The 26,466-nt window shown below is 37.9% G+C and carries 8 protein-coding genes; all 8 read left to right on the top strand.

Annotated features, from left to right (window positions below; genetic code table 11):
* Positions 1-77: 77 nt before the first annotated feature.
* The 8 genes from E0I26_RS00575 (at position 78) to E0I26_RS00540 (ending at position 26,436) form a co-directional block, all read left to right on the top strand.
* Positions 78-1,367: a hypothetical protein gene (locus tag E0I26_RS00575; RefSeq protein WP_131914562.1), complete on the top strand. Its 1,290-nt coding sequence runs from the start codon at positions 78-80 to the stop codon at positions 1,365-1,367.
* Between the two features lie 384 nt (positions 1,368-1,751).
* Positions 1,752-3,242: a T9SS type B sorting domain-containing protein gene (locus E0I26_RS00570; RefSeq protein WP_131914561.1), complete on the top strand. Its 1,491-nt coding sequence runs from the start codon at positions 1,752-1,754 to the stop codon at positions 3,240-3,242.
* Position 3,243: 1 nt separating this feature from the next.
* On the top strand, positions 3,244-6,525 hold the full coding sequence (locus E0I26_RS00565) for a PorP/SprF family type IX secretion system membrane protein (protein ID WP_131914560.1): 3,282 nt from the start codon (positions 3,244-3,246) through the stop codon (positions 6,523-6,525).
* Between the two features lie 206 nt (positions 6,526-6,731).
* Positions 6,732-20,318, top strand: a complete 13,587-nt coding sequence (locus E0I26_RS00560) for a T9SS type B sorting domain-containing protein (protein ID WP_131914559.1) — start codon at positions 6,732-6,734, stop codon at positions 20,316-20,318.
* Between the two features lie 46 nt (positions 20,319-20,364).
* Positions 20,365-21,339: a PorP/SprF family type IX secretion system membrane protein gene (locus E0I26_RS00555; protein WP_131914558.1), complete on the top strand. Its 975-nt coding sequence runs from the start codon at positions 20,365-20,367 to the stop codon at positions 21,337-21,339.
* Between the two features lie 386 nt (positions 21,340-21,725).
* Positions 21,726-22,913 (top strand): phosphoglycerate kinase, encoded by a 1,188-nt coding sequence (locus E0I26_RS00550; RefSeq protein WP_131914557.1) that lies wholly within the window; start codon positions 21,726-21,728, stop codon positions 22,911-22,913.
* Positions 22,914-23,346: 433 nt separating this feature from the next.
* On the top strand, positions 23,347-25,410 hold the full coding sequence (locus tag E0I26_RS00545) for a LysM peptidoglycan-binding domain-containing protein (protein WP_131914556.1): 2,064 nt from the start codon (positions 23,347-23,349) through the stop codon (positions 25,408-25,410).
* Between the two features lie 48 nt (positions 25,411-25,458).
* Positions 25,459-26,436, top strand: a complete 978-nt coding sequence (locus E0I26_RS00540; RefSeq protein WP_131914555.1) for a DUF4837 family protein — start codon at positions 25,459-25,461, stop codon at positions 26,434-26,436.
* Positions 26,437-26,466: the final 30 nt, after the last annotated feature.

Genomic DNA, 26,466 nt, shown 5'->3' with positions numbered 1-26,466 from the left:
AATTCAGAAAAATCGTAATGAGTTTTTTTATTAGTACCAAAAGCATTTTAATATCAATAATTTTATCTTTTTATCCCATGAAAACAATTACTCAAATTATATGGATGCTCCTTTTTGGAGTTTTCGGTGTAAATGCACAGCAAGAAAAAGGAATAATAGGTTCAAACAACTGGCTCAATAACTGGACGGAATTTAAACCTAATAAAGTTGATTATGGTGAAGCCAATCAAATATTGGCGGGAAATATCACCGTAAACACAAAATTGTACAAGAAAAACGTCTACATATTGCAAGGCAGTGTTTTTGTGACCAATAATGCAACGCTGACCATTGAACCCGGAACAGTAATAATAGGCGATTATGAATCAAGTGCTTCACTTGTAATCACAAAAGGTGCTACTATAATAGCCGAAGGTTTAGAGACAGATCCAATTGTTTTCACTTCAAACAGAAGCTCCAGAAAAGCGGGAGATTGGGGAGGAATAGTGATACTGGGCGATGCGCCTACAAATAAATTTGGAAATGCTTCATCAGTAAATTTTGATCTGGATACTTCTTTAACATCATATGGCGGTAGTAATGTAAGTAGCAATTCCGGTGTTTTAAAATTTGTAAGAATAGAATTTGCAGGAAAAAAAATTAAAGGCTTAGGTAACTTCAATGCATTGTTACTGGCAGGTGTAGGAAATAAGACGGTATTAGAAAACATAATGATCAGTTATTCAGCAGGTGATTCTTTTGAAATATTTGGAGGAGAACTTACTTTGAATAAGATGGTTTCTTATAAGTCAAGCAGTGATGATTATAAATTCAATTTTGGAACACAATGTCGAATCGATAATTCCCTGGCCATTAGATCGTCTTATTTAACCAGCAGTTTGGGTTCAAGATGTATAGATGTTGCTTCTTATGATAAAAAAGAGGGAATTGATTTCACTAAAAAACAAACCTCAGTTATTGCAACAAACTTAACGTTGGTCAATAATAGCGAAAACATAAATGCCGATATTCAATTAGGGTTAGTTAAAGAGGCTGTATATGTCTCTGAGAATACTTTTCTCGATCTTAAAAGAACAGTGATTTCTGGTTTTAATCCAGCAGTTTTATTGGATAATAAGATTGAAATTAATGGTGAAAATCTTAAGAAAATAAAATTTGAAGAGATGTATTTCAATTTTTGCAAAGGGAATATTTTTACAGAATATAATTCGAATAACGAAGATTTAGAAAATTGGTATGGCAATAGTGCCTTTTCTAATGTGTATTCTAAAAGTGATAATAAGGAAACATTCATTGATCTTTTTAATGATAAAAAACCTGATTTTAGATTGCGAATCGCTAAAATTACAGCGTCAAATGACCATTAAAATAATTCAGGACTTTTCTTTGGTCTATACTATTAAATTCGTCAAAACGATTTTTTTGTGTAAAGTATAAAACATAAAAAATCGATTTGACTTTTTTTATTCTTGCTAAGAACCCAAAAATCATAAATTACACCTATTTTCTTATTTTATTACATATATTTGTGCGTTTTATCGATTAAATTGGTATTTAAACGGTTTATCTCATTTGGTTTGTTAAATTTGAATAGTGTGACACGGAATTGAATATTTAGAAAATGAACTAAACTTGGATAATTTAATTGCGCCCATAAAGATCAGGTAGCATTAAATGCATAAATTATTTTTTAGTGATTTAATGCCTATCTTAAAATTAAATTAATGGATTGAATCATCTCCAATTGGATTATGAAAGACAGAGTTTTTATTGTAAAATACATTTTATTCTCGTGGCTGATTTTATCTTCAACCGCGTCCTTATTTGCACAGACCATCACTCCAAAAAAATTATCATTTTCCCAAATTTGCGCAGGTGGCCCTCACCCTACTAATGCAGGTCAGGTTTTTAATGAATATCAGGCTGCCTTTACAATTAGTAATTTCCCTGCAGGTACAACTTTTGTTGTGGAACTTTCAGATCCTTCAGGGTCTTTTACTACTCCAATTGCTACAACAACTTTACCGTCTTTAGCAGGAACGCTTCTAGACACGGCTATGGATAAAACCATTACTTTCGCAGTTCCAACGAATTTAGTAGGTTCTAATACTTATCAATTAAGAGTAAAACCCTCTACTGGTTTACCAAGTCCTAGTTTTACTTGCGCCACTAATACAAAATCTTTTCCCGCTTATTACAAAGCGTTTGATGGCTCTTTTTACATCAACAAAAAAGCCTCAACTATCGGTTTATGCAGTGGTGGCAGTATTAGTCTTTCCATCGATAATCCAACTCCAAACATACAAAATTCGTCTCCGGTAAATTATCCTAGTTTAAGGTACAAATGGTATAAGGATGGTGGTGTAATTGGAGGCGAAACAGGCACTTCATTAAGTGTAAACACAGCGGGGACTTATTACGTAGAAATGGACTATGGTGTATGTACGGACCCAAATTCCCGCTCTCAGTCCGTAATAGTAAGCATAGCTTCGGGTGCAGTAGCCACGATAACTTCTAGTTTAGGAAATCCTTTTTGTTCTGGGGGAGCTTCTACAACGCTTAGCACGCCAACAGGAAATTCTTATGTTTGGAAAAAAGACAATGTCGCAATCCTTGGTGCAAATACAAATACGTATCAAACTAATCAGGCAGGTTTATATACTGTTGCTGTTGATTTTGGGGGTTGTTCATCCACTGCAACAGTCGACTTAAAGACGTATGAAATAACAAGTTCCATAAATGTGCCGAGTACAAGCACAATGCAAGAGGGAGAATCCAAGACCGTTATTGCAACGACAAACGCGACTAATCCTGCCTATCAATGGTATTTAAATGAAACCGCAATCCCAAATGCTATAGGAAGCACTTATGATGTGACGACCGAAGGGGATTATAAAGTGATCATTACGCAAACTTCCGCTTGTAGTATTTCAAACGAAATCCCATTTGTCATAAAGTATCCTTTCGTTGATCCAAACATTGTCGCTATTCCGAACTTAATAAGCCCTAACGGTGATGGTATCAATGATACCTGGATCATCCCGCAAGATTATGTAAGCGGCACAAATACAAAAGTACTATTGATAAGTTCCCTGGGGGAAATTGTACTCGACACAAATGATTATCAAAATAACTGGCCCGAAAACGGAAACGATTTCAAAAATATAAATCCAGTTTATTATTATATCATCACTACTCAAGACCAAAAAGTGAATAAGGGGTCAATAACTGTAATTAAATAATATGAAGAAATTTTTACTATTCATAACTTTTTTTTATGGTGCATCTCAAGTACTCTATTCTCAAGACGAGGTCAAGGAAGATGGAGTTGTTTCATTTGCGCTACCCGTCCGAAATTCTTTAAAGTTTAATAGATTCCTTATCAATCCAACTTTTAGTTTTGTTAGAGAACAAAGCACTATTGTCAGTTTTTATAATAAAAGACAATGGGTTCAATTTGACAATGCACCTCAGACTTATTTACTCAGTTATTCCGGGAGATTTAAAGAAAATGAAGGAATTGCTGTTGGATTGTTCCAGCAGAATTATGGTGTTCTTACCACCTTTGGCGCTGTTGGAAACTTTGCTCATAATGTCATGCTTCAAGAAGACAGCAATCTGACTTTTGGAATGAATGTAGGATTTTATAAAAGTGGTTTAAATAAAGGCAAGGTCATTACAAACTATCCTGATCCATCATTAGAAAGCATACCTTCAAATGCTTTAATTACGGTGAATCCGGGCATAAACTATGGAACTGCTTTCCTTGATTTTGGACTTTCTGTCAATAATCTGATTTTATACAACCTTAAAACGTCTAAAGTAGTCGAAGACGATCCTGAACAAAGCATTCAGGCTCACATCATGCACACGGGATATTTAGACGCCTATGGTTTTTTTGACAAAAGTAAATTCTCGGCTTTACTTAAAACAGAGGTTAAAAAGGATAAAACGGTTGTTTCAGGATTAATGATGTTTGCTATTCCCAAAGGAATATGGGCTCAAGCGGGTTACAATAGCGTATTTGGGATGTCTGGCGGGATAGGTTTGAATATTACTCCAAAAATTTCTTTAGAGTATAATTTTGAAAAGGGTATAGGGAATTTGTCAAATTTTGGCTCTTCTCACGAAATTGTTTTTGCTTATAAATTTAAAAGTAATTCATACTATTATGGCGATGACGAGGAAGAAGGCTCTATTATTACTCCAACAGAAGTAAGAAAATCAGTTCCTGCAGAATCGAAAGAATCTAGCATTTTATCTCCTGAGGATGCTCAAAAACTGAAGGAACTTAAACTTGCTTTGGCAGCTCAAAAAGAAGAAAGAAGATTACAAAAATTAAAAGAAGTTGCTGATGCTGCAGCTAAAGCCAAAGCAGATGCACTTGCTCAAACCAAATTGGCTGCAGATGCCAAGGCTAAAGCGGATGCACTCGCTCAAGGGCAACTTGCGGCTGATGCCAAAGCCAAAGCGGATGCCCTTGCTAAAGCAAAATTAGCAACGGATATTAAACCTAAACCTGATGCTCTTGCTCAAGCGAAACTTGCCGCTGATGCCAAATCCAAAGCTGACGCACTTGCTAAAGCAAAACTTGCTGCTGATGCCAAAGCCAAAGCGGATGTTCTTGTTCAAGCGAAACTTGCTGCAGATGCTAAAGCCAAAGCCGATGTACTTGCTCAGGCAAAACTCGCTGCAGATGCCAAAGCCAAAGCCGATGCTCTTGCCCAAGCGAAACTTGCTGCGGATACTAAAGCCAAAGCCGATGCATTTGCTCAAGCGAAACTTGCTGCTGATGCCAAAGCTAAAACCGATGCTCTTGCTCAAGCGAAACTTGCGGCTGATGCCAAAGCTAAAGCCGATGCCAAAGCTAAAGCCGATGCTCTTGCCCAAGCGAAACTTGCCGCTGATTCTAAAGCCAAAGCGGATGCACTTGCTCAAGCGAAACTTGATGCGGATACTAAAGCCAAAGCTGATGCACTTGCTCAAGCGAAACTTGCTGTAGATGCTAAAGCCAAAGCCGATGCACTTGCTCAGGCAAAACTTGCGGCTGATGCCAAAGCTAAAGCCGATGCTCTTGCCCAAGCGAAACTTGCCGCTGATTCTAAAGCCAAAGCGGATGCACTTGCCCAAGCGAAACTTGACGCTGATGCCAAAGCTAAAACCGATGCACTGGCTCAAGCAAAACTTGATGCAGATACTAAAGCAAAAGCAGATGCACTGGCTCAGGCAAAACTTGACTCTGATGCTAAAGCCAAAGCGGATGCTCTTGCTCAAGCGAAACTTGCTGCAGATGCAAAAGCCAAAGCCGATGCACTTGCTCAGGCAAAACTTGACGCTGATGCTAAAGCCAAAGCGGATGCTCTTGCTCAAGCGAAACTTGCTGCAGATGCAAAAGCCAAAGCCGATGCACTTGCTCAGGCAAAACTTGACTCTGATGCTAAAGCAAAAGCAGATGCACTTGCCCAAGCAAAACTGGATGCGGATACTAAAGCCAAAGCGGATGCACTTGCCCAAGCGAAACTTGACGCTGATACTAAAGCCAAAGCAGATGCACTGGCTCAGGCAAAACTTGACTCTGATGCTAAAGCAAAAGCAGATGCACTTACCCAAGCAAAACTGGATGCGGAAGCCAAAGCTAAATTAGCAGCAATACAGAAGGATGCCACTACAAAATCGATGGATAATTTAAGCAAATTAGTAGAAGAATCTAAAAACACACAACAGCAGTTATTGATGCGATTAGGCGAAACGGTTGCTAATAAAGAAAAAGACCTTAAAGAATTAAAAGAAGAGAATGATCTAAGTGAGAAAGGTATTTTCAAAGAGCCAAAGCCCTTCAAAAGCATATCTGCTGAAAACAATGCATTGGAAGCTTTAAAATTAGATATAGCTGAGGTAAATAAAACTCAAAGCACAAAAATTAAAGAGTTAGAGAATTTATACAAAGAAAGACTGAAAAAAGTGCCGAATAAGAATGATGAAACGAATCAATATTATTTGAAAGCAATAGAAACATTAAAAGAAGAACAATTAAAAGTAGTGCAGTCCAATACGAATTTGATTTCTTCACTAGAAAAAATTAAAACAGAGACGGAAATTGAAAGAAAACGAAGAATAAAACGTGCTGCTTTTGAGGATGAACAAGGTAGGTATTTGCAGGATAAAGCGACATTAAACAGGATAAAAGAGAAGACTGCTTTAAGTTCTGTTCCTTTAAAGGCAACAGATTTTGATTCTGGTGAAGAGCTGTCTAATATGCAAATTCTAAAAAATGTCAAAAATGTAGAAAGTGGTTATTATTTAGTTGTCGCGGTACATAATGATGTGGCTAAAAGAGATGATTTCTTAACAAAATCAGTTGCTGCAGGACAATCAAATATAGATTTCTTCTACGATATTAATACCAGTAAATATTTCATTTACTATGACAAATTTGATAACATAGAAGCGGCAAAAAAAGCATTAGAGTCAAAAGGCAGTAAGACTTATAACAGTAAGATGTCTATTGCTAAAATTGAAAATTAATTAATAAAAACAGTTGTCACAGAACATTTGTTGGCTTAAGAACCTTCAAACGGCAAAAGTTTGAATCAAAATAAATTAAGAACACTTTTTTTGCATACACAAAAAAAGTGTTAGTTATAACATTAAATTGCAAATTACAAATTGCTTTTCTTTTCTCCAATGCCCCTTGGATGGAGAGTAAAGTGAATTGATTAATACCAAATACCATGAAAAAACCTACTATTTCTAAAGCAGTCCTTGCTGTTTTAATGCTATTATTGAATGCCCTCTCTAATGCTCTGAATTGCTTCGGGTTTGTTTTTAAATGTAATAAGGAAGCAAAAGTTTATTCACGTAAAGCGGGTGTCAATTCCTCTTTTAAATTAAAAACCTATCTTTTAATAGTTGCTTTATTTATACTATGCAATACTTCTGTTTTTGCTCAAAATCTAGTTCCCTTTACCCCTAGATATGATCAAACCATTAAAGGGGACATGCTTTTAATTGGAAATAACTTACTTAGTAAACACGTTTCAAATAATTACAATTCTACCGGATCGAGGACGGCTAATAATGATATTGACCCAATGGTAAATGTTGATATTGATGGTGACCCAAGTACCTTCAATTCCAGCAGTGCCGATTTGGCAATTCCAAATAGTAGCTGTTTTAAAATTAGATATGCCGGATTATATTGGGGTGCAGTGATTAAAGGAGCAGATCCTATAGCTAACATTAAATTCAAAATGCCTGAAGCTGTACCTGTATATAAAGACATAACAGGAACCAAAATTTATTATCAAAATGCGGCCTCAAATAATAACTCGAATTCATATGCCTATTATGCAGATGTAACCACTTTAGTCGCGGGTCTTACAAATCCTCAAGGAACTTATACGGTAGCGAATGTTTCTACATTGACAGGCAGTAAGCCTAATTCTGAGGGGCTTTCTGCAGGTTGGTCTCTTTTTATTGTATATGAAGACCCTACCTTACCAAGTAAATACATTACTTCATTTGATGGGTATAGTAGAATTAGCAGTAGCCAAAATCTAAATATTCCAGTTTCAGGTTTTAAAACAATACCCGTTGGTCCAGTACGTGCAAAATATGCATTTAGCGCATTGGAAGGCGACAATCCATATACGGGAGATTATTTACAAATTAATGGGAGCACCATTAGTGCTACCAATAATGCCAAAATTGGAATACGTCCAGCGAATAATTTTTTCAACAGTTCCGTCTCCTATATAGATACAGCCACCAATACACCGGAACTTTTTACAACGAGAAATCCAAAAAGTGCAAATACCTTAGGTTTCGATGCGGGTATTTTGAATATTCCTAATCCGGCTAATGTAGGTAATCCGGGTGGTAGTGTAATTAAAAATGGAGATACTTCTGCAACGATTCGCTTGGGAAGTACTAATGACATTTATTATTTTTATTTTAATGCTTTTGCGGTAGATGTTATTGAGCCAAAAATAGTACTTACAAAAGTAGTCCAAGATGTTAATGGTACGAATATTGGCAATTCTAATGTCACCTTGGGTCAAGAATTATTTTATGACATCAGTTTTCAAAATATTGGTAATGACGACGCTACTTCATTTACGATAAAAGATATATTACCAATTAATATTCTTTTTGACCCAGCGAATATAATTGTACCCAATGGTTCCGGAATAACCTATACATATAACGCTGCCTTAAGAGAAATTTTATTTACTATTCCTGATGCTTTAGTTAAAGTGTCTGATTTAAATAATCTGCCTGGTAGAATATATCATATAAAGTTCAAAGTACAGGTAGTTCCTAACTGTAATGATTTAAGTGATGCCTGTTCGGACAAAATACAAAATCAGGCCTTTTCAGCTTATACAGGTACTTTTAACCAAACTCCAATGGGCGATGCAAGTTTGTCTTCTTTTACTGCCTGTAATCTAGGAACACCATCTGCAACTAATTTTCTGGTTGGTGTTGAAGGTTGTAAATTTACTAAAAGCGCCATTTTATGTGGAGCCAGTGTAAATTTAACCGCTGCCAATGGCTATAACGCATATTCATGGTCAACCAGTCCGACGGGTACCCCAGTGATTGGAACGACCCAAACAATTACGGTAACCCAAGTTGGAACGTATTATGTTCATAATACAGCTATTGCTCCCTGTTTGTCCATAGATCAAACAGTAACTGTGTCTCCTTTTGGAGGCACAATAAATAATCCGGTAAAACCATTTGCCGACGAAGAGGTTACCTGTCCGAATGATGGGAAAAAATTATATAATATTTTCTTGTGTGGAGCAAATGCCACTCGCTTGATTCGTACAGGTATTAATGATGCCACTTCTATTGTTTGGGAAAAATTAAATGAAGCCAGTTGTGTTGCGATAACTGTTGCTAATTGTGCCAATGAAAATACGGCTTGTACCTGGACAGAGGTAGGGACGGGACCAGACTATACTGCAAACACTTCTGGGCAGTTTAGGATAACCATAAATTATGCGGGGGGATGTTTTAATCGTTTTTATTTTAATGTCTATCAAAATTTATTAAATCCTACGGTTACAACAAAAGACATAATTTGTAATACTCAGGGTGAAATAACCGTTGGGGGCATTGGTTTAGGATATGAATATAGTTTAGATAATGTTACTTATCAAGCGTCTAATGTTTTTCCTATTAGTACACAAAATTCCTATACTGTTTTTATCAAGCAAATAGGAGTAAGTTCATTCCCTTGCATTTTTAGCGTGCCGGGAATTCACATTAGAAAAAGAGATTTTACCGTTTCCACTTTTGTTACACAACCTTATTGTAATGGAGGGAAAGGTTCTGTCAAACTTGCTGCCAATGATGTTCAAGGACAATACCATTACAAAATTTATCAAGGGACAACTTTGGTTAATGATTCTGGACTTATAGCCGCCAGTGATTATACTTTCTCTAACCTAAACGCAGGAACACTTTCGAGTCCAATCATATATACGTGGGATGTGTCTACTGATGATGGATGTCATTTAACGGGAACTGTTGATTTAAAGGAGCCAGATGTTTTAACGGCAACTTCAGCACTTACCGTACCCTTAACCTGTACTGACGGTGAAATTACCGTGACTCCAGTTGGAGGAACACCTCCTTTTTCTTATTTTGTAAACAGTACCATTGATTTCCAAAGTGTACCGCAAATCGTTGTTAGTTCGCCTTTGCCTCCGGGAGGTGTTTACAATATTACTGTTGTAGATAATAATAACTGTAGCACTACGACCTCAATTACAGTAGCAGCCACACCAGCTCCGGCTTATACAATTGCCAAAACGGATGTTTTATGTTCAGGAGCTAATACAGGCTCTATCACAGTTAACGTGAGCAATGCCAACGGAAATGCCTTGCGCTACAGTATAGATAACGGTGTTACATTTTTCAACTCACCAGTATTTACCGGTCTTGCCGCTGGGAATTATGATGTGGTTGTAGAATACACAACCGGAATTTCAGTTTGTACAAGTACTCCAGAGACCAAAACAATTAATACAGCTACACCGATTACAGGAACAGCAACATTAACCAAACCTTATCTTTGTGGTAGCACAGCAGAAATTACCGTTTCGGGTGTTTCAGGAGGTACCTCTCCTTATGAATATAGTAAAGATGGTGTGGTATTCCAAGGGAGTAATGTTTTCGCCGGATTGACCGCTGGTACGTACACAATCACAATCAAAGACAAAAATGGCTGTACATTTGTTATATCGCCATCGATAACAATAGCGGCACTAAAGGGCCCAACGGATTTAACGTTTACCTACAAAAGTTTCAATTGTAGCGATAATACGTCAGCATTTAATGTTAATTTGCCACCGGGAACTGGTGGTCAAACACCAGTGAGGTTTCAAATAGTTGGTGTTCCGCCCTCTATTACTGTTGGCTCTCCCCTTTACATCTTCTTAACCCAAGTAAATGCGGACGGACAATATTCTGGAGTACCTGCGGGCATGTACACTTTTGAAGTGACGGATAAAAATAATTGTAAGTACCAAGAGACTTATGATCTGGTGGCAGAGCCCCCAATAGAGGTTTCAGGTGAGTTACTAAACAATGTAAAATGTTTTGGTACAGCAACAGGTTCCATAAAATTTACGGTAAAAGGAACGTTTACTGGAGGTAATTCGGTTTATGATTATGTTGTTACAAGGGGGGGATTAATAGTCCGTTCCGCTACGAAGCAAACTGCTCCTACGATTACGCTGACCAATTTACTGGCAGGAGACTATATCATTACCGTTACCGATAAGCCAACTGGTTGTACAGCAACAGCCACAGTTACCGTATCGGAACCAGCAGCTGCATTAGACTTTACCTATAAAACGAGCCCAATTAAATGTTTGGGTGTTAATGGAAGTGTTGTGATCACAGCAACAAACGGATGGGGCGACTATTCCTATACGCTTACACCACCATCAGGGCCAGTAGTAGGCCCACAACCGGGTAATACCTTTGCTAATCTAAGTGTAGCTGGAAATTATTCCGTTACCACAACAGATGCGAATGGTTGCACCGTAACAAAAGACTTTACATTAACAACACCTATTCCCCCAACAGCTACAATAGATGTAACATCTGATTATTGCTATGATGGCACTAATGCAGCTAAATTAGTGGTAACAGCAACAGGTGGACAAACTCCTTATGAATACAGCATTAATGGAGGAGCATGGGATACGAACAATATTTTTACAAACTTAACGCCTAATACCTATACTATAAAAGTAAGAGATGCTTATGGTTGTACCGTTACCTTGCCAATACAAACTATCGCAGCACAGCTTACCGTAAGCGCTAAAGTATTCAAAGATTTAGATTGTGTCACTCCAAACGGTACTATTACAGTAGCGATAGGAGGCGGGTATCCCGATTTTAAATACAGAGTAAATGTAAACGGAGCAGGATATTCTGGTGCGCTAATCCCATTGGGAGCAGCGGGAGCTACCACATTCTCTTATCCATTTTCGGCAGCAGGAACATACCAATTTCAGATTACAGATGCCAAGGGTTGTACAGCTGAATCTGAGGAGATTACCATAAATTCATTGGTTAAACCTGTGGGAACGCCAACGGTTACCAATGTTACTTGTAACGGTGGAGCGGACGGAAGTGTTACACTCGTAGGAAGTTTAGGGGTTCCACCTTATACCTATAATTTTAATAATTTAGGTTATTCCACAACTACGGTATATACAGGATTAAGCGCAGGAATTCCTTATCCATATTTGGTGAAAGACAGTAAAGGCTGTATTTCTCTTCCTGCAGATGTTACTTTGACCCAGCCAGATGCAATGACTGGAACGGTAATTTTAACCGCAAATTATACGTGCACCGGTCTAGGGGAAATAACCGTTTCTGGAGTTGCAGGTGGTACTTCGCCTTATACATACAGTATTGGTGGGGCTTTCCAAACCAATCCTATTTTTACAGGGTTAACAAATGGAACCTATACCATTACGGTACAAGACAAAAACGGTTGTAGCAACGCATTAGCTACAACGATAACCATTGCCCCATTAACGCCACCAACGGATTTAACTTTTGATGCAACTGGATTATCGTGTTCTATTATCACCCCTAATACGCTACCGAATACTTCGTCAGTAACAATAACAGGGACAACTGGCGGATCTGGGACATTATCTTATCAAATAACGGCACCAGCTGCTTCAGCTACTGCTTACCAGCCATCAAACGTGTTTAATGATTTAGCGCCAGGAACTTACACGTTCCAGGTGAAAGATGCAAAAGGCTGTACGTACAGTGAAAGTTATACCATTGATGAACTGCCAGTTGTAACGGTGGTTGGAGCAGTAGTCAATAACGTACGCTGTGCCGGTTCGGCAACTGGAGCGGTGAAGTTTACCGTTTCGGGATTCGGAACGGGTTATACCTATACTATCAATGGAGGGACTGCTACGCCAGGACCAACAGGGCCTGCTGAAATTAATTTAACAGGTCAGTCACAAGGAGATTATATCATTGTTGTTACGACAGCAACAAACTGTACTGCCACAACTACCGTTAAGGTTCTAGATCCTCCTACGCCATTGACCGCTGCAATAACAACGACGCCAATAACTTGTTTGGCTAAGGGTAGTGTTACCTATACCGCTGGAGGTGGATGGGGAGGTTATGCATACACCCTTACTCAACCAGACCTTACACCTGTAGGGCCACAAGCAGGTGGTACGTTTACCGATTTGACTCAGATTGGAAGTTACACAGTTAAAGTTACCGATTCGAATGGATGTGAAATATCTAGTTCATTTATTTTAAGCACGCCAGTTGGTCCTACTGCCAGTATTGCAGGATCTGATTTATGCTATGACACAACAGACCAAGCGACAATAATAGTGTCGTCAACTACTGGAGTTGGTCCATTTACGTATAGCATAAATGGAGGGTTATCCTATCAAAACAGTGGCACTTTTGCAAATTTAACGCCAGGCAGTTATTCTATTATTGTTAAGGATTTTTATGGATGTCCTTCCACAGTATTGACACAAATTATTGCTCGACAACTTACCGTTAAAACTGTTTTGACCAAAGACTTGGATTGTAACGGGGATGCCAAAATTACGGGTACTATAACGGACGGTTATGCTCCATATGCAGTTACGCTACTCCAAGGAACCGGCACACCAACGGTTAGCGGAAATACTTTTACACTAGAAACATCTACCCCAGGAGACTACCAGTTTCTGGTAAACGATGCCAATAATTGTCCGGTAAATTCATCTGTTATTACAGTAACTCCAATTTCATTTCCTGCAATAACAAGTGTAACACAAACGCAACAAATTCTATGTTATGGAGAGGCTAGTGCTGCCATAGATGTGATTATAGATACTACAGTGGGTACACCAGGTTACGTTATAAATGTATTTAATAATACAACGAGTACCGATTTTTTCACTCAAACTTCAGGATTACCGGCTGGGAGTTATACTATTACGGTTACAGATGCGAAATCGTGTACGGCTACGAAACCGATTTTAATTGACCAACTTCCTCCGATTGCATTTCCAGAAGTTTTTTCTCAAATTACCTGTAATAGTGATGGTTCAGGAACTTCTTTGGGATCTATTTCAGTTATAGGTTTAACTGGCGGAAAAGCGCCATATACCTACATATTGACTGACAATCTTGGAAGTCTGGCACAAACTTTTACTGCCACAACAGGTGAAAATTATGCTTTTAAAGTATTAAATTTTGGTATTTATGAATTGAATGTGGTTGATGCTTATGGTTGCTCTTTTAAAAGGACTATAACCATGTCATCACCACCGAGTGACTTGGATATAAATGTTACAACCACAACAGTTTCTTGTGCTGCCGGAGGAAAAGCAGTTGTTAAAGTAACCAGTGCAATTCCTGGTGGGGCTTATCATTTTGCGATTTATAAAGCACCTTATCCACTATATACGGTATCTCCAGGTTCATATCAAAATGCAGATGCCGTAGTTCCTCCAGCTCTTCCAGGAGACCCGTTACTTCTGCAATCTACATTTACAGGATTGACACCGGGAGTTGTATATTCTTTTGTAGTTTATGATGAAAACACAAAATGTTATTTCTTTAAACAGGCAAGTGCCCCTATAGATCCAGTATCTAATTTAACAAGTACCATAGATGTTGTCAATAATGTGACTTGTAATGGAATTGCCAATGGGAATGTTACATTTACATTTGCTAATTATGATGCTACATCAGTAACATATCAATTTTTTAATTCACAAACGAATACCGCAGTTTCGCCTGCAATAACAGGAACATTAACAGGTTTAACAGGAACACCAAAAACAGTTTCAAATGTTGTACCACTAACCCCTACTGGACCACTAGCCCCGGGCACTTATTATATTTTATTTACCGAAAACGATGGTATTAACCCAGGATGTACCAATGCATCAGCGACATTCACAATTACCCAATCTGCAGTTGCTTTAACTATTAATGCTTCGGAGATTAAAAAAGACAATTGTGGTGATAAAGCTGGTCAAATAACAGCTATTGCACAAGGGGGAACTCCAGCATATTCTTATCAAATATTACCTGATTCAAGTCCGGCTCCAACAGCTTCTTCCTCAGGTTGGTTAGCTTCAAATACGTTAAATGCAGAATCGGGGAATTATATCGCTTATGTAAAAGATGCGTATGGTTGTATCAAATCCACTCCAGTAACTTTAGGATTAGACCCATCACCAACAATTGGGGCATCGGTAAGTAATCAATGCACAGGAACAGAAGGTAATTTTTCAATAGATGTTACATACCCATCGGGTCCAACAGCTGGAATCCCTCCTTACAGTTATAGCATAGATGGTGGAGCGTACCAAAATAAAACGGCTGCATTTACAATATCTAATTTATCTTCAGGAACACATACAGTTCAGGTAAAAGATTTTAACGGTTGTGGGAATCCTGCTGTATCTGTAACTATTTTGGCTCCTCTAGGGCTTACGCCAACGGTTAGTGCAGTAGTAACCTGCCCGACAAATCTTGGGACAATTACGGCAAATGCCACTGGGGGTACAGCAACATACATTTATTCCATAAGCCCTCCAGCAGGAACCTTGACTGGAAATGTGTTTTCTAATCTTCCCCCAAATACGTATGATGTTACAATTACTGATGCAACTACGTCTTGTGCCAAAACGGTACAAGTTGTACTAGTTGCACCAACGGCAGTTACATTTGATCCTGCAACAGTAACCCATGTGAGTTGCAAAGGAGATTTTACGGGAACTATTATAGTAAATCTTAAGGCATCAAATGATAATCCTGTATATCAATACGAGCTTATTGCACCTTCGCCTGTTACAAAACCAAAACAAGATTCCAAGATTTTTGCAGGATTGCCAGCGGGTAGCTATACCGTACAGGTAACTTCCGGAAAAAATTGTATTGCTACACAAGTTGTTGTTATAAATGAACCTTCAATCGCATTAAGTGTTTCCGGATTAGTGACCACTGCTTTTGCGTGTGCGGCTAATAATACCGTAAATACGGCTACTATTACGGTAACTGAAGGTGCGGGTTCAGGTACTGCTCCTTATACGTACAGTATTGATGGAACCAACTATTTTACTACGAATACCTTTGATATAATTGATACAGGAGTGCCTCAAACCATCACGGTTTATGTTAAAGATTTTAATGGATGTAAAGCATCTAATACAGTTCCCGTAAATCCATTGTCAAAATTACTGACTGCCACAGCAACAAAAGTGACGGCTATTGATTGTACCAATGGTGCAGAAACAATAACAGTGGCTGTAACCGGCGGAACCACTACTCCTGTTGTTAGCTTTAGCTATGAAGTATCAATAAATGGAGGTGTTTTTAGTGCGCCAATTCCTTTCCCGATTGCAGGTAGTTCTACATTCAATTATTCCGCTACAGCAGCAGGAAGTTCGTATGTGTTTAGAATAACGGATGATGCCACAGGCTGTACCATAAACACGGCTGCTTATGATGTTCCTTTATTCAATACCATTGATGTTATTGCCAGTGCCAATGCATCGGTGAGTTGTAAAGGAGGTTCTAATGGCAAAATAGCTATTAATGTAATTGGTTATACAGGCGCTTATACTTATATTGTTTATAATAGCCTGCTTGCCAATGTAGCATCTGGTAGCGGAAATACATCGACAAACCCATTTGTAATTCCAACAGGATTGCCAGCGGGTAATTATACTGTTGAAGTTACGGGAGGCACACTTTGTATCAAAACATCGAATGTGGTTTCTATTACGGAACCAGCATTTCCTTTGACTATAAATGTAGTTTCCAATGTTCCTAAAAATTGTAGTACTACAGGTGCTCAAGTTACAGTGAAAGGTGTCGATGGAACTCCAGGGTATATGTACGCCTTTTTGCCTGCGGGAAGCTCTGTTCCAGACTTAGTGACAGGTTACTCGATTCCAAATACGGCAACGCTAAATACAGCTACAGCTTCTTGGGATATTTATGTAAAAGACAGTAAAGATTGTTTCACATTTACCACAGTAGCAATCACTACAGATTTACCACCAACAGTCACTGTCCCTGCATTGACTTCAAACCAATGTAATTTAGCAGGAACGCCTTATACTTTTACCGCAACAGGGACTGGAGTAGCCCCATTATGGTTTTCTATTGATGGTGTTAATTTTCAACCAACTGGAACATTTAAGCTTTCAGCTCCTGGATCCTACACCGTCACCATAAGAGACGGAAATGGCTGTACAGCAACTAGCCTTACTCAAATAACTATCTATGCACCGCTAGGGCTTACGCCAACGGTTACTGCTTTGCCATCTTGTGCAACTAATGATGGCGTAATCACGGTAGCAGGATCTGGAGGATCAGCGTCATATACTTATTCTATTGCTCCGATGCAACCATCTATAACTTTTGCCGCAAATGCTTTTTCTGGTGTGCCAGCTGGTTCTTATACCATCACCATCACCGATGGGATTACGGGATGTACCAATACAGCTGCAGTAACTCTTGGATTGCCAACACCGGTTACTTTTACAGTATCAGATGTTGTAGTAACAGATGTGAATTGCAACGGAGGGAATGATGGAACAATTACGGTAAATTTACCGGTATCTAATAACAATCCAGTTTACACGTTTGAGATTACTGGTGGGCCAAAACTTTTTGCCGCTCAAAATTCAAATATATTTACAGGGTTACCAATGGGAACTTATGATGTTAAAGTAACATCAGGAAGAGGATGTAATTTAACACAGTCAATTACAGTTGGTGAGCCACCCGCTTTGTCAGTAAGCGCTACTGTTTATGGATGTCCTACTAATAATCCATTTAATACAGCTGTGGTAACTATTACGGAGGTGGGAGGTACATCAGGATACACCTATAGTATTGATGGTACAAATTATTTCCCCACTGCTACATTTAATGTTGTGGCTACAGCTGTGGCTCAGCCCATAACGGTTTATGTAAAAGATGCACATAATTGTATGGCAACTAACACAGTAATAGTAAATCCATTGCCAACGCAGACTGTTTCACAAGCCACCGCAATTACTTGTGCCAATGACGAAACGGTTACCATAACAGGAACTGGCGGTGCAGGTCCATTTACTTACCAAGCTTTACCTGTTGGCGCTTTAAATGTGGTTCAAGATGCAGTATTGCCGAACGTTTTCCACATTAGTCAGCCAGGCACATATTATTTCCAAGTGAATGATACGGCTACAGGTTGTTCAATCACGACAGCGGCTTACACAGTAGCGCCATTCAACACGATTGATGTTGTGGCAACTGCCACTACAGCAGTAACTTGTTTTGGAGATGGAAGCGGAGCAATAACTATCAATGTAACGGGCTATACGGGTGCTTTTGATTATGAAGTTTTTGATAGTCTTGGTAATTCAGTTGGAACCGGTTCAGGAATTGCACCAACGAGCCAATTAATTTCGGGACTTTCCGGTGGTAATTTTACAGTTAATGTGAAAGAAACGGCGACACCATATTGCATAACAACATCGAATGTGGTTACAGTAGCTTCACCAGTCACGGCATTATCAGTTTTGGCTTCTGAAACGGCTAATGTTACCTGTACTAATAATAAAGGAACGATAACTGCAGTCGCCACTGGCGGTTGGGGTTCTCTTCAATATGAATTAACTGGATCTGCAACTGTTGCTTATTCTTCAAATGGTACTTTTGCTAATTTATCGGCAGGAAATTATACCGTTAATGTAAAAGATGCGGGCGGATGTATAAAATCATCAAGTGTTACACTTACTTCTCCACTACCTATTGGTTTTAATGCCAGTGCTAATGTAACCAGCGTTACCTGTTATGGCGATACGTCTGGGGTTATAACGGTAACCAATACAGTAGGAGGCCAAGGAAGTAATTATTCATACACCTTGAATACGACTTCGGCTACACCACCAACTTTTTCTGGACCACAAGCCTCTTCTGTTTTCAGCGGGCTGGGTGCAGGAACTTACACCGTAACCGTAAGTGATGGATACAATTGTAGCACGACTTCATCGCCAATCACGATAGCCGAACCTACAAAAGTAACAGCAAGTTTGGTGGTTGCTACAACGCAAACGTGTCTGACGAATGCAACACTTACTTTGAGTGCAACAGGTGGAACAGCACCGTATTCCTATAGTGCGGATCCAAACTTTGGAACTGCAACACCTATGGTGGGCACTTCGGCTACTTTTGATGTACTGGTAGGAACCTATCATTATTATGTTAAGGACGCTAATGGCTGTGTGAGCTATTTGTCTAATGACATCCAGATTGATCCATTGGTTCCGTTAACCATAAATTTAGATTTAACCAATGCGGTTATCAATTGTCGGGGAGATGCTTCAGGAGTAATTGTGGCTACGGCCCAAGGAGGTTTGGGTAATTATGCTTATACATTGACAAACGTGACGACAGGAGTGGTTACAGGTCCTCAACCTACGGGTAATTTTACTGGACTTTTCGCAGGGGATTATAGAGTTCATGTGGATAGCGGTGATTGTAAAGATGATAAATCGGTTACGATTACACAGCCACCTACTCAATTAATAGCACCTTATGTAACAACAAATGTAACCTGTAACGGTTCTAATAACGGAATGATAACTGTTAATGCTTCCGGAGGAACGGGAATTATCAAATATGCTATATCACCACGTTTAGATCAGTTTTTCGTGTCCAATGTTTTTGATCAGCTTAAGCCAGGTTTTTATGATTTCATTGCCCAAGATCAAAACGGGTGTTTTGTTTATGTTACTGGGGTTGAAATTACCGAACCCAATCCAATAACTCCATCAACCGTTGCAGGATCAATAGTGCCTGAGATTTGTTTTGGAGATAGAGATGGTGCATTTAGTATTGATATTACAGGTGGCACTGCTCCATATAGCGTGAGTTTGGATAATCCTAATGGAACATATTCGACAGGTACTTTAACGCAAACGCAATTTGATTTTACAGGTTTAACAGGAGGGGATCATATCGTGTATATTCGTGATGCGAATGGATGTACCACTGAATGGACAGTTCCATTGCCAGCATCAATTAAATTGGATCCAAAAGCCATTGTGGACTATGGCTGTTTGAACAATTCACCTAGTTTAACCGTTACGGTAACACTAGATGCCAGCGTTAATTCTGCCGATGTGGATTATTCATTGGATGGAGTATCATCTTATCAGCCAAGTAATGTGTTTACAAACGTTCCTCCGGGCATACATTTTATAAGAGCAAGACACACGAATGGTTGTGAAAAAGACACGCCAGATTTCACAATTTTGCCATTCGACCCATTAGCCTTAACCATAGCCGATGGTGGATTAAATGAGATTGTGGCAACAGCGACAGATGGAGCCGGAGGGTATCAATATACTTTTAATGGTGAAGATAACGGTGGAAACAATAAGTACATCATCTACAAATCGGGGGATTATACGGTTGAGGTTACGGATGTCAATGGTTGTGTGGCTTCAGCTACCCGATATTTTGAGTACATAGATGTCTGTATTCCAAATTACTTTACACCAAACGGTGACGGAGTGATGGATGGATGGGCTCCCGGATGTACGATCAATTATAAAGACTTGACATTCGATATTTTTGACAGATACGGTCGAAAAATTGCAACCTATCGTCTTGGCCAAAATTGGGATGGTAAATACAATGGCACTGAACTTCCTTCCGGAGATTATTGGTATGTTTTAAAATTGAATGATTTGAAAGATGCTCGAGAGTTTGTTGGTCATTTTACCCTTTACAGATAATACATAAAAACGAATGGCCAAGTTGTCCCAAAATAAAATGATTCAAATGAAAAAAATAATAATAGCACTCCTTCTCTTGACTGTAACTTCGGGCTACAGTCAGGAGTTAAATTTGCCTGTTTTTACACAATATTTAGCAGACAATCATTTTGTAATAGCTCCAACATTTGCAGGTATTGGTGATAATCTTAGAATTAGAGCCAATGGCTTAACACAATGGGTCGGTATAAAGGATGCACCGGATAATCAATCGGTGTATGCCGATTTTAGAATCGCAGATCAATCAGGGGTTGGAGTGTCGCTTTACAATGACAGTAATGGAAACACGAGACAGACAGGGCTTAAACTTTCCTTTGCACATCACTTAATACTGGATTATTATTCAAAACAATACTTGTCTTTTGGGATGTCTTATAATATTAATAATTTCAAAATAGACATTAATAATTTCAATACAACGTACGAAGCACCAGTCTTAGATCCAAGTATAACGGATAACAGATTTGTATCCAATAATAATTTTGATATTGGCGCATTGTACAGAAATAAATCATTTTATTTGAGCCTTAATGCCAGTAACATTTTAAATAAAAATGCCGATAAGTTTTCAGGAGTAGAGCCATCATTGCTAAGGAATTATCAGGTTTATTCCGGATATGTTTTTAAAAGCCCCACTAATAACAGGGTGGAGTATGAGCCATCTGTTTTCTATCAATATTTTGCCGGTGACCAACGTTCCAGTACGGATGTGAATATAAAATACAGACATTTCAATAAATATGAGGATTACTATTGGGCTGGAATATCCTACCGTTTTCTGAATGATCAGTTTTTCAAACCATTGAATGCGGGGCCGATGCTCGGTTTTAAGAAGTCTAATTTTTATTTTGCATATTCCTATCAACTTACCCTTAATCAATTTACAGCATACAACTCAGGAACCCATGTTGTTACAATTGGACTTGATTTTCTGGCAGGAATCAGCAACTGTCCTTGTACGCAAAGTCCGGTACATGATTAACGGGTTATCCGTTGAGGGTTATGGGTTAGGAGTTATGTGTTAAAGATTAGTGACTTTAGTTTAATCCCTATACTTCTGAACAACATTCAACTTTTAACTTACACATTTTTAGTACAGTATCTTTGTCATAATAAAGGAATGATTATAGGGTGAAATGATTGAGCGAATATTCCTCATTCCAAAACCCAAAAGGACTGAATTAAAAAGGATGAGGTTTGAACCACAATCCTAACGCCTAACCCATAACGTCTAACTCTTAAACTTTTAAAGATTTACAACGATTTCGTTGGTAAAAGCTGTTTTTTTCTAAGTTTTTCAAATTTATTAATAATTTAAAAGTTCTATATTTGTTTTTCTTTCAAAAAAACAAACTAAAAAAATACCTGATGAAAACTTTAAATGACTTTGATTTTGCAACTAAAAAAGCAATAATACGTGTTGATTTTAATGTGCCTTTGGACGAAAATTTCAACGTAACAGATGCGACCCGTATCGAAGCGGCAAAACCTACAATTGAAGCTATTCTTGCTCAAGGTGGAAGCGTAATTTTGATGTCACATTTGGGCAGACCAAAAGGTGTTGAAGAGAAATATTCATTGAAACACATCCTGAAAACAACTTCAGAAGTGCTTGGAGTACCCGTTCAGTTTGCTTCCAATTGTATTGGTTCAGAAGCTGCGACTGCTGCGGAAAAATTACAGGCAGGAGAAGTTTTATTATTAGAAAATCTACGTTTTCATGACGAAGAAGAAGCTGGAGATGTTGCTTTCGCAAAAGAATTAGCGTCACTTGGTGATATTTATGTAAACGACGCTTTTGGAACGGCACACAGAGCACACGCTTCAACTACAATTATCGCTCAGTTCTTCCCAACGGAGAAATGTTTCGGATTATTATTGGCTAAAGAAATCGAAAGCTTGAACAAAGTTTTGAAAAACAGTGAAAAACCAGTAACAGCAGTTCTTGGTGGATCTAAAGTTTCTTCTAAAATTACGGTTATTGAGAATATTTTGGACAAAGTAGACCACATGATAATTGGTGGTGGAATGACATTTACTTTTGTGAAAGCATTAGGAGGTAAAATTGGAGATTCTATTTGTGAAGATGACAAACAAGAATTGGCATTGGAAATCTTGAGATTGGCTAAGGAAAAAGGAGTTCAAATTCACATTCCGGTTGATGTTGTGGCTGCAAATGCTTTTTCAAATACTGCCGATACTCAAATTGTTGACGTTTCAGCAATTCCTGATGGATGGCAAGGATTGGATGCAGGACCAAAATCTTTGGAAAACTTCAAAAAAGTAATTATGGATTCTAAAACAATCCTTTGGAACGGTCCATTAGGTGTTTTTGAAATGGAAAATTTTGCTAATGGAACAATCGCTTTGGGGAACTTCATTGCTGAATCAACGGCAAACGGAGCTTTTTCACTTGTAGGTGGAGGAGATTCTGTAGCAGCGGTAAAACAATTTGGTCTGGAAGAAAAAATGAGTTACGTATCAACTGGTGGTGGTGCCATGCTAGAAATGCTTGAAGGTAGAACATTGCCAGGAATAGCAGCTATTCTTGACTAATACAGGTATTAATAATTAATTCGTACCAAGTCTTTTTTGCCACAGATTTCACTGATTCACACAGATTTTATATGCATTATTAAAGGAATCTGTGAAATCTGTGGCTAATTTTATCGCTTAGGTATTGGTCATGGACGGTCATATTAATAAAACACAAACCGTTTGATTTGTAATGATTTCAAATTAAAAAAACGGTATCAGAATTCAATGAAAACCTTAGCGATACTATTTATCGCTGAGGTTTTTTTGCATTAAATTTCAATAATTGATTTTTTAAAGGGATTTTTGCCTCAAAAACCACTGAAAATTCTTTACAAATGAACGAAAGATTGCATTTTTAACAATATTTATAGAATTTTTTAGTTTAAACCTGTTAAGTTTGTAAAAACAAGCTTTGTAATCATTTGAAATATAGGTCTTTGATCGTAAAAATATGAATATAAAAAACACCACCCTATCGTTTTTTCTATTAGCATCCGTGCATTTATTTTCGCAAGAAACAGTTGTAAATAAAGACTTCGCAAAAGTAGAAACAAAATTATCCTATTTAGATTCCATCAAAAAAACCTTCATAAAAGATGACCTGGCATCTTGTGTTGACAGTTTGTGGATGAAAGAATTGACAAACTTAGATTTATACAACAACCTATCGGAGGATATTAAGAACATTAATATGGACCAAATAGTGGATTATGAATTGCCTACAGCCCTTTTGAAAGAAAGACTGGCAGCAATGGATGCTAAATCCCCTTTCAATATTGAGTACAATCAAGGTCTGGAAAATATCATTAAATCATTTCTAAAAAATAGAAAAAAATCTTTTGAGCGCTTGATGGGCACATCAGAATATTATTTCCCGATTTTTGAAGAAGCTTTGGCGAAACAAAATGTTCCTTTGGAGATAAAATATTTGGCGATTGTAGAATCGGCTTTGAATCCAAAAGCAGTTTCGAAAATGGGTGCTACAGGACTTTGGCAGTTTATGTATCAAACAGGAAAACAATATGGGTTGAAAATCGATTCGTATGTAGATGAACGTAGCGATCCATTGAAAGCCAGTGAAGCCGCAGCGCAATACATGACAAATATGTATAAAATATTTGGCGATTGGGATTTAGTTTTGGCCTCTTATAATTCTGGTCCGGGTAATGTCGCAAAAGCCATTAGACGTTCCGGAGGACAACAAAACTATTGGAACATCAGAAAAAATCTTCCTAAAGAAACACAAGGATATGTTCCCGCTTTTCTTGCTACAATGTACATTTATGAATACCACAAAGAGCACGGAATTGTCCCTAACAGAGCCTCAGTAAAGCATTTTGCCACGGATACTATTATGATCAAGAAGCAAATGACGTTCAAGCAAATATCTGATCTGTTAGATGTTCCTGTGGCGCAATTGCAGATTTTGAACCCGTCCTATAAGCTAAATGTGATTCCGTTTTATCATGATGATAATCATTATTTGAGATTGCCACAAGAAAAAATAGCCGTTTTTGCGTCAAATGAAAACCAGATTTACGCTTACACTCAATATGAATTAAACAAACGTGAAAAGCCATTTCAGATTGAAAAAGCAATGGACGTAAAAGACACTGCGAATTATACGATTCAAAGAGTTGCGCTTGCCAAAACAACCTATTATAAAGTAAAACGTGGGGATAATCTGGGTACAATTGCCAGTAAATATGACGTTGATGTTTCAGACCTAAAAAAATGGAATAAACTCAAAAGCAATACTTTGGTTTCTGGTAAAAGTTTAAAAATAGTGATGGGGCAAACGAATATGGCAACCGTTATAAAAGAGCCTAAAATAGATCCGGTTCCTTCTGAGAAAATTTCGAGCAATCAAAGGATAGTTGCTTCTGAAGCGAAAGCCAATAAGGATGAAAAAACAAAAAAAACGGTACAACCAGACACATTATCCTCTAACGCAACAGCATTTTATGTGGTTCAAAAAGGAGATAATTTAGGAAGCATTGCTAATAAACATGATGTTACCGTTGCCGAAATCCAAGAATGGAATCATCTTTCAAATGATAATGTACAATTCGGAGCTTCATTGCAAGTTGTAAAAAAAGCGTTAGACAGTAAAGAAGAATTAGTTTCAGGTCCCGAACGAAAAGACATTGAGTATGTTGTGCTGCAAGGAGATAATTTAGGGAATATCGCTAAGAAATTCGGAGCTTCATTAGCGGATTTAAAACAATGGAATAATTTACCTGATAATACGATTGGCATAGGCGCCACTTTGATTGTTGCCAAAGATGAAATAGTGATCAATACGAATAAAGCAACGGTAAGTTTATTTAAGAAAAAAATGAATATCACTGATTCCTTTAAGAAAGAAGCGATTGATTACTATGTTAAAAAAGGAGATTCCTTGTATAGTATTTCTAAAAAATATCCAGGAGTAACCATTTCTGATTTAAAAAAATGGAACGGTATTCGCAGTGAAGAACTCAAGCCCGGAATGAAGTTAAAAATAAACGGATAATACGATAAACTTCTATAAATTTGGGTTTTATTTTATAATTGAATAGCAATGAATAAAACCCATTTTTTATTTCTTCTGATTTCTTTGATGTTGTTTTCCTGTAAAAAGGAAAATGACTCTTTGCCGCGAAAAACTTCGGGAAAAATCAATACTATTTCAGTTATTATTGAGGATCAGTTATGGAATGGTGATGTAGGAGACAGCATTCGAAACAAGTTTGCATCGCCAGTAATTGGATTGCCACAGGAAGAACCGCTGTTCAACATAAATCAATATCCAGTTAAGCTTTTGGAAGGTTTTATGACCGATACCAGAGCGATTATTGTGGTAAAAAAAGGCGAAATAAATAAATTTGAGATTGTCAAAGACCAATATGCATCTCCTCAGAATGTATTTCATATTTCCGGCAAAACAAGTACGGATATTATAACAAGCATCGAAAAAAATGCACCCAAAATGATTCAGCTGATCAAGCAGGCAGAAATAGCCGAAAGCCAGAGAATAAATGGTCAATCCCATATTGACCCTAAAGTAATTTCGAATAAATTCCATATCACATTGCAGGTTCCTTCCGGTTACGCATACGTGCTTCACAAAAGCAATTTTATGTGGTTAAAAAAGGAAATTATCGGCGGAAACACGAGTCTTTTAATTTATCAAGTTCCTTTAAGCACGATTAAAAAAGATGCTGATTTAATCTCCAGCATAATTAAAATGCGAGATTCTATCGGTAAATTATATATCAGCGGAACCGAGCCTGACACCAATATGACTACGGAAGAGGCTTACGCACCTTATCTTTTCAAGATTACTCTTGATGATAAGGAAACCTATGAAACTAAGGGAACTTGGGAGTTAAATAATGATTTCATGTCGGGTCCATTTATCAATTATGCCATTGTCGATAAGGAGTACAATCGGATTCTGGTTTTAGAAGGTTTTTGTTACGCGCCATCCAAAGAAAAACGCGATCTCATGCATGAACTGGAAGCTATTATAAAATCAGTAGATGTATTGAAAAGATAATCTTTATTTTCTTTTATTTGTACGATACAA

It is taken from the genome of Flavobacterium rhamnosiphilum (genome assembly GCF_004349195.1).
GTDB lineage: Bacteria > Bacteroidota > Bacteroidia > Flavobacteriales > Flavobacteriaceae > Flavobacterium > Flavobacterium rhamnosiphilum.
This window is presented reverse-complemented; position numbering and strand designations above follow the sequence as displayed.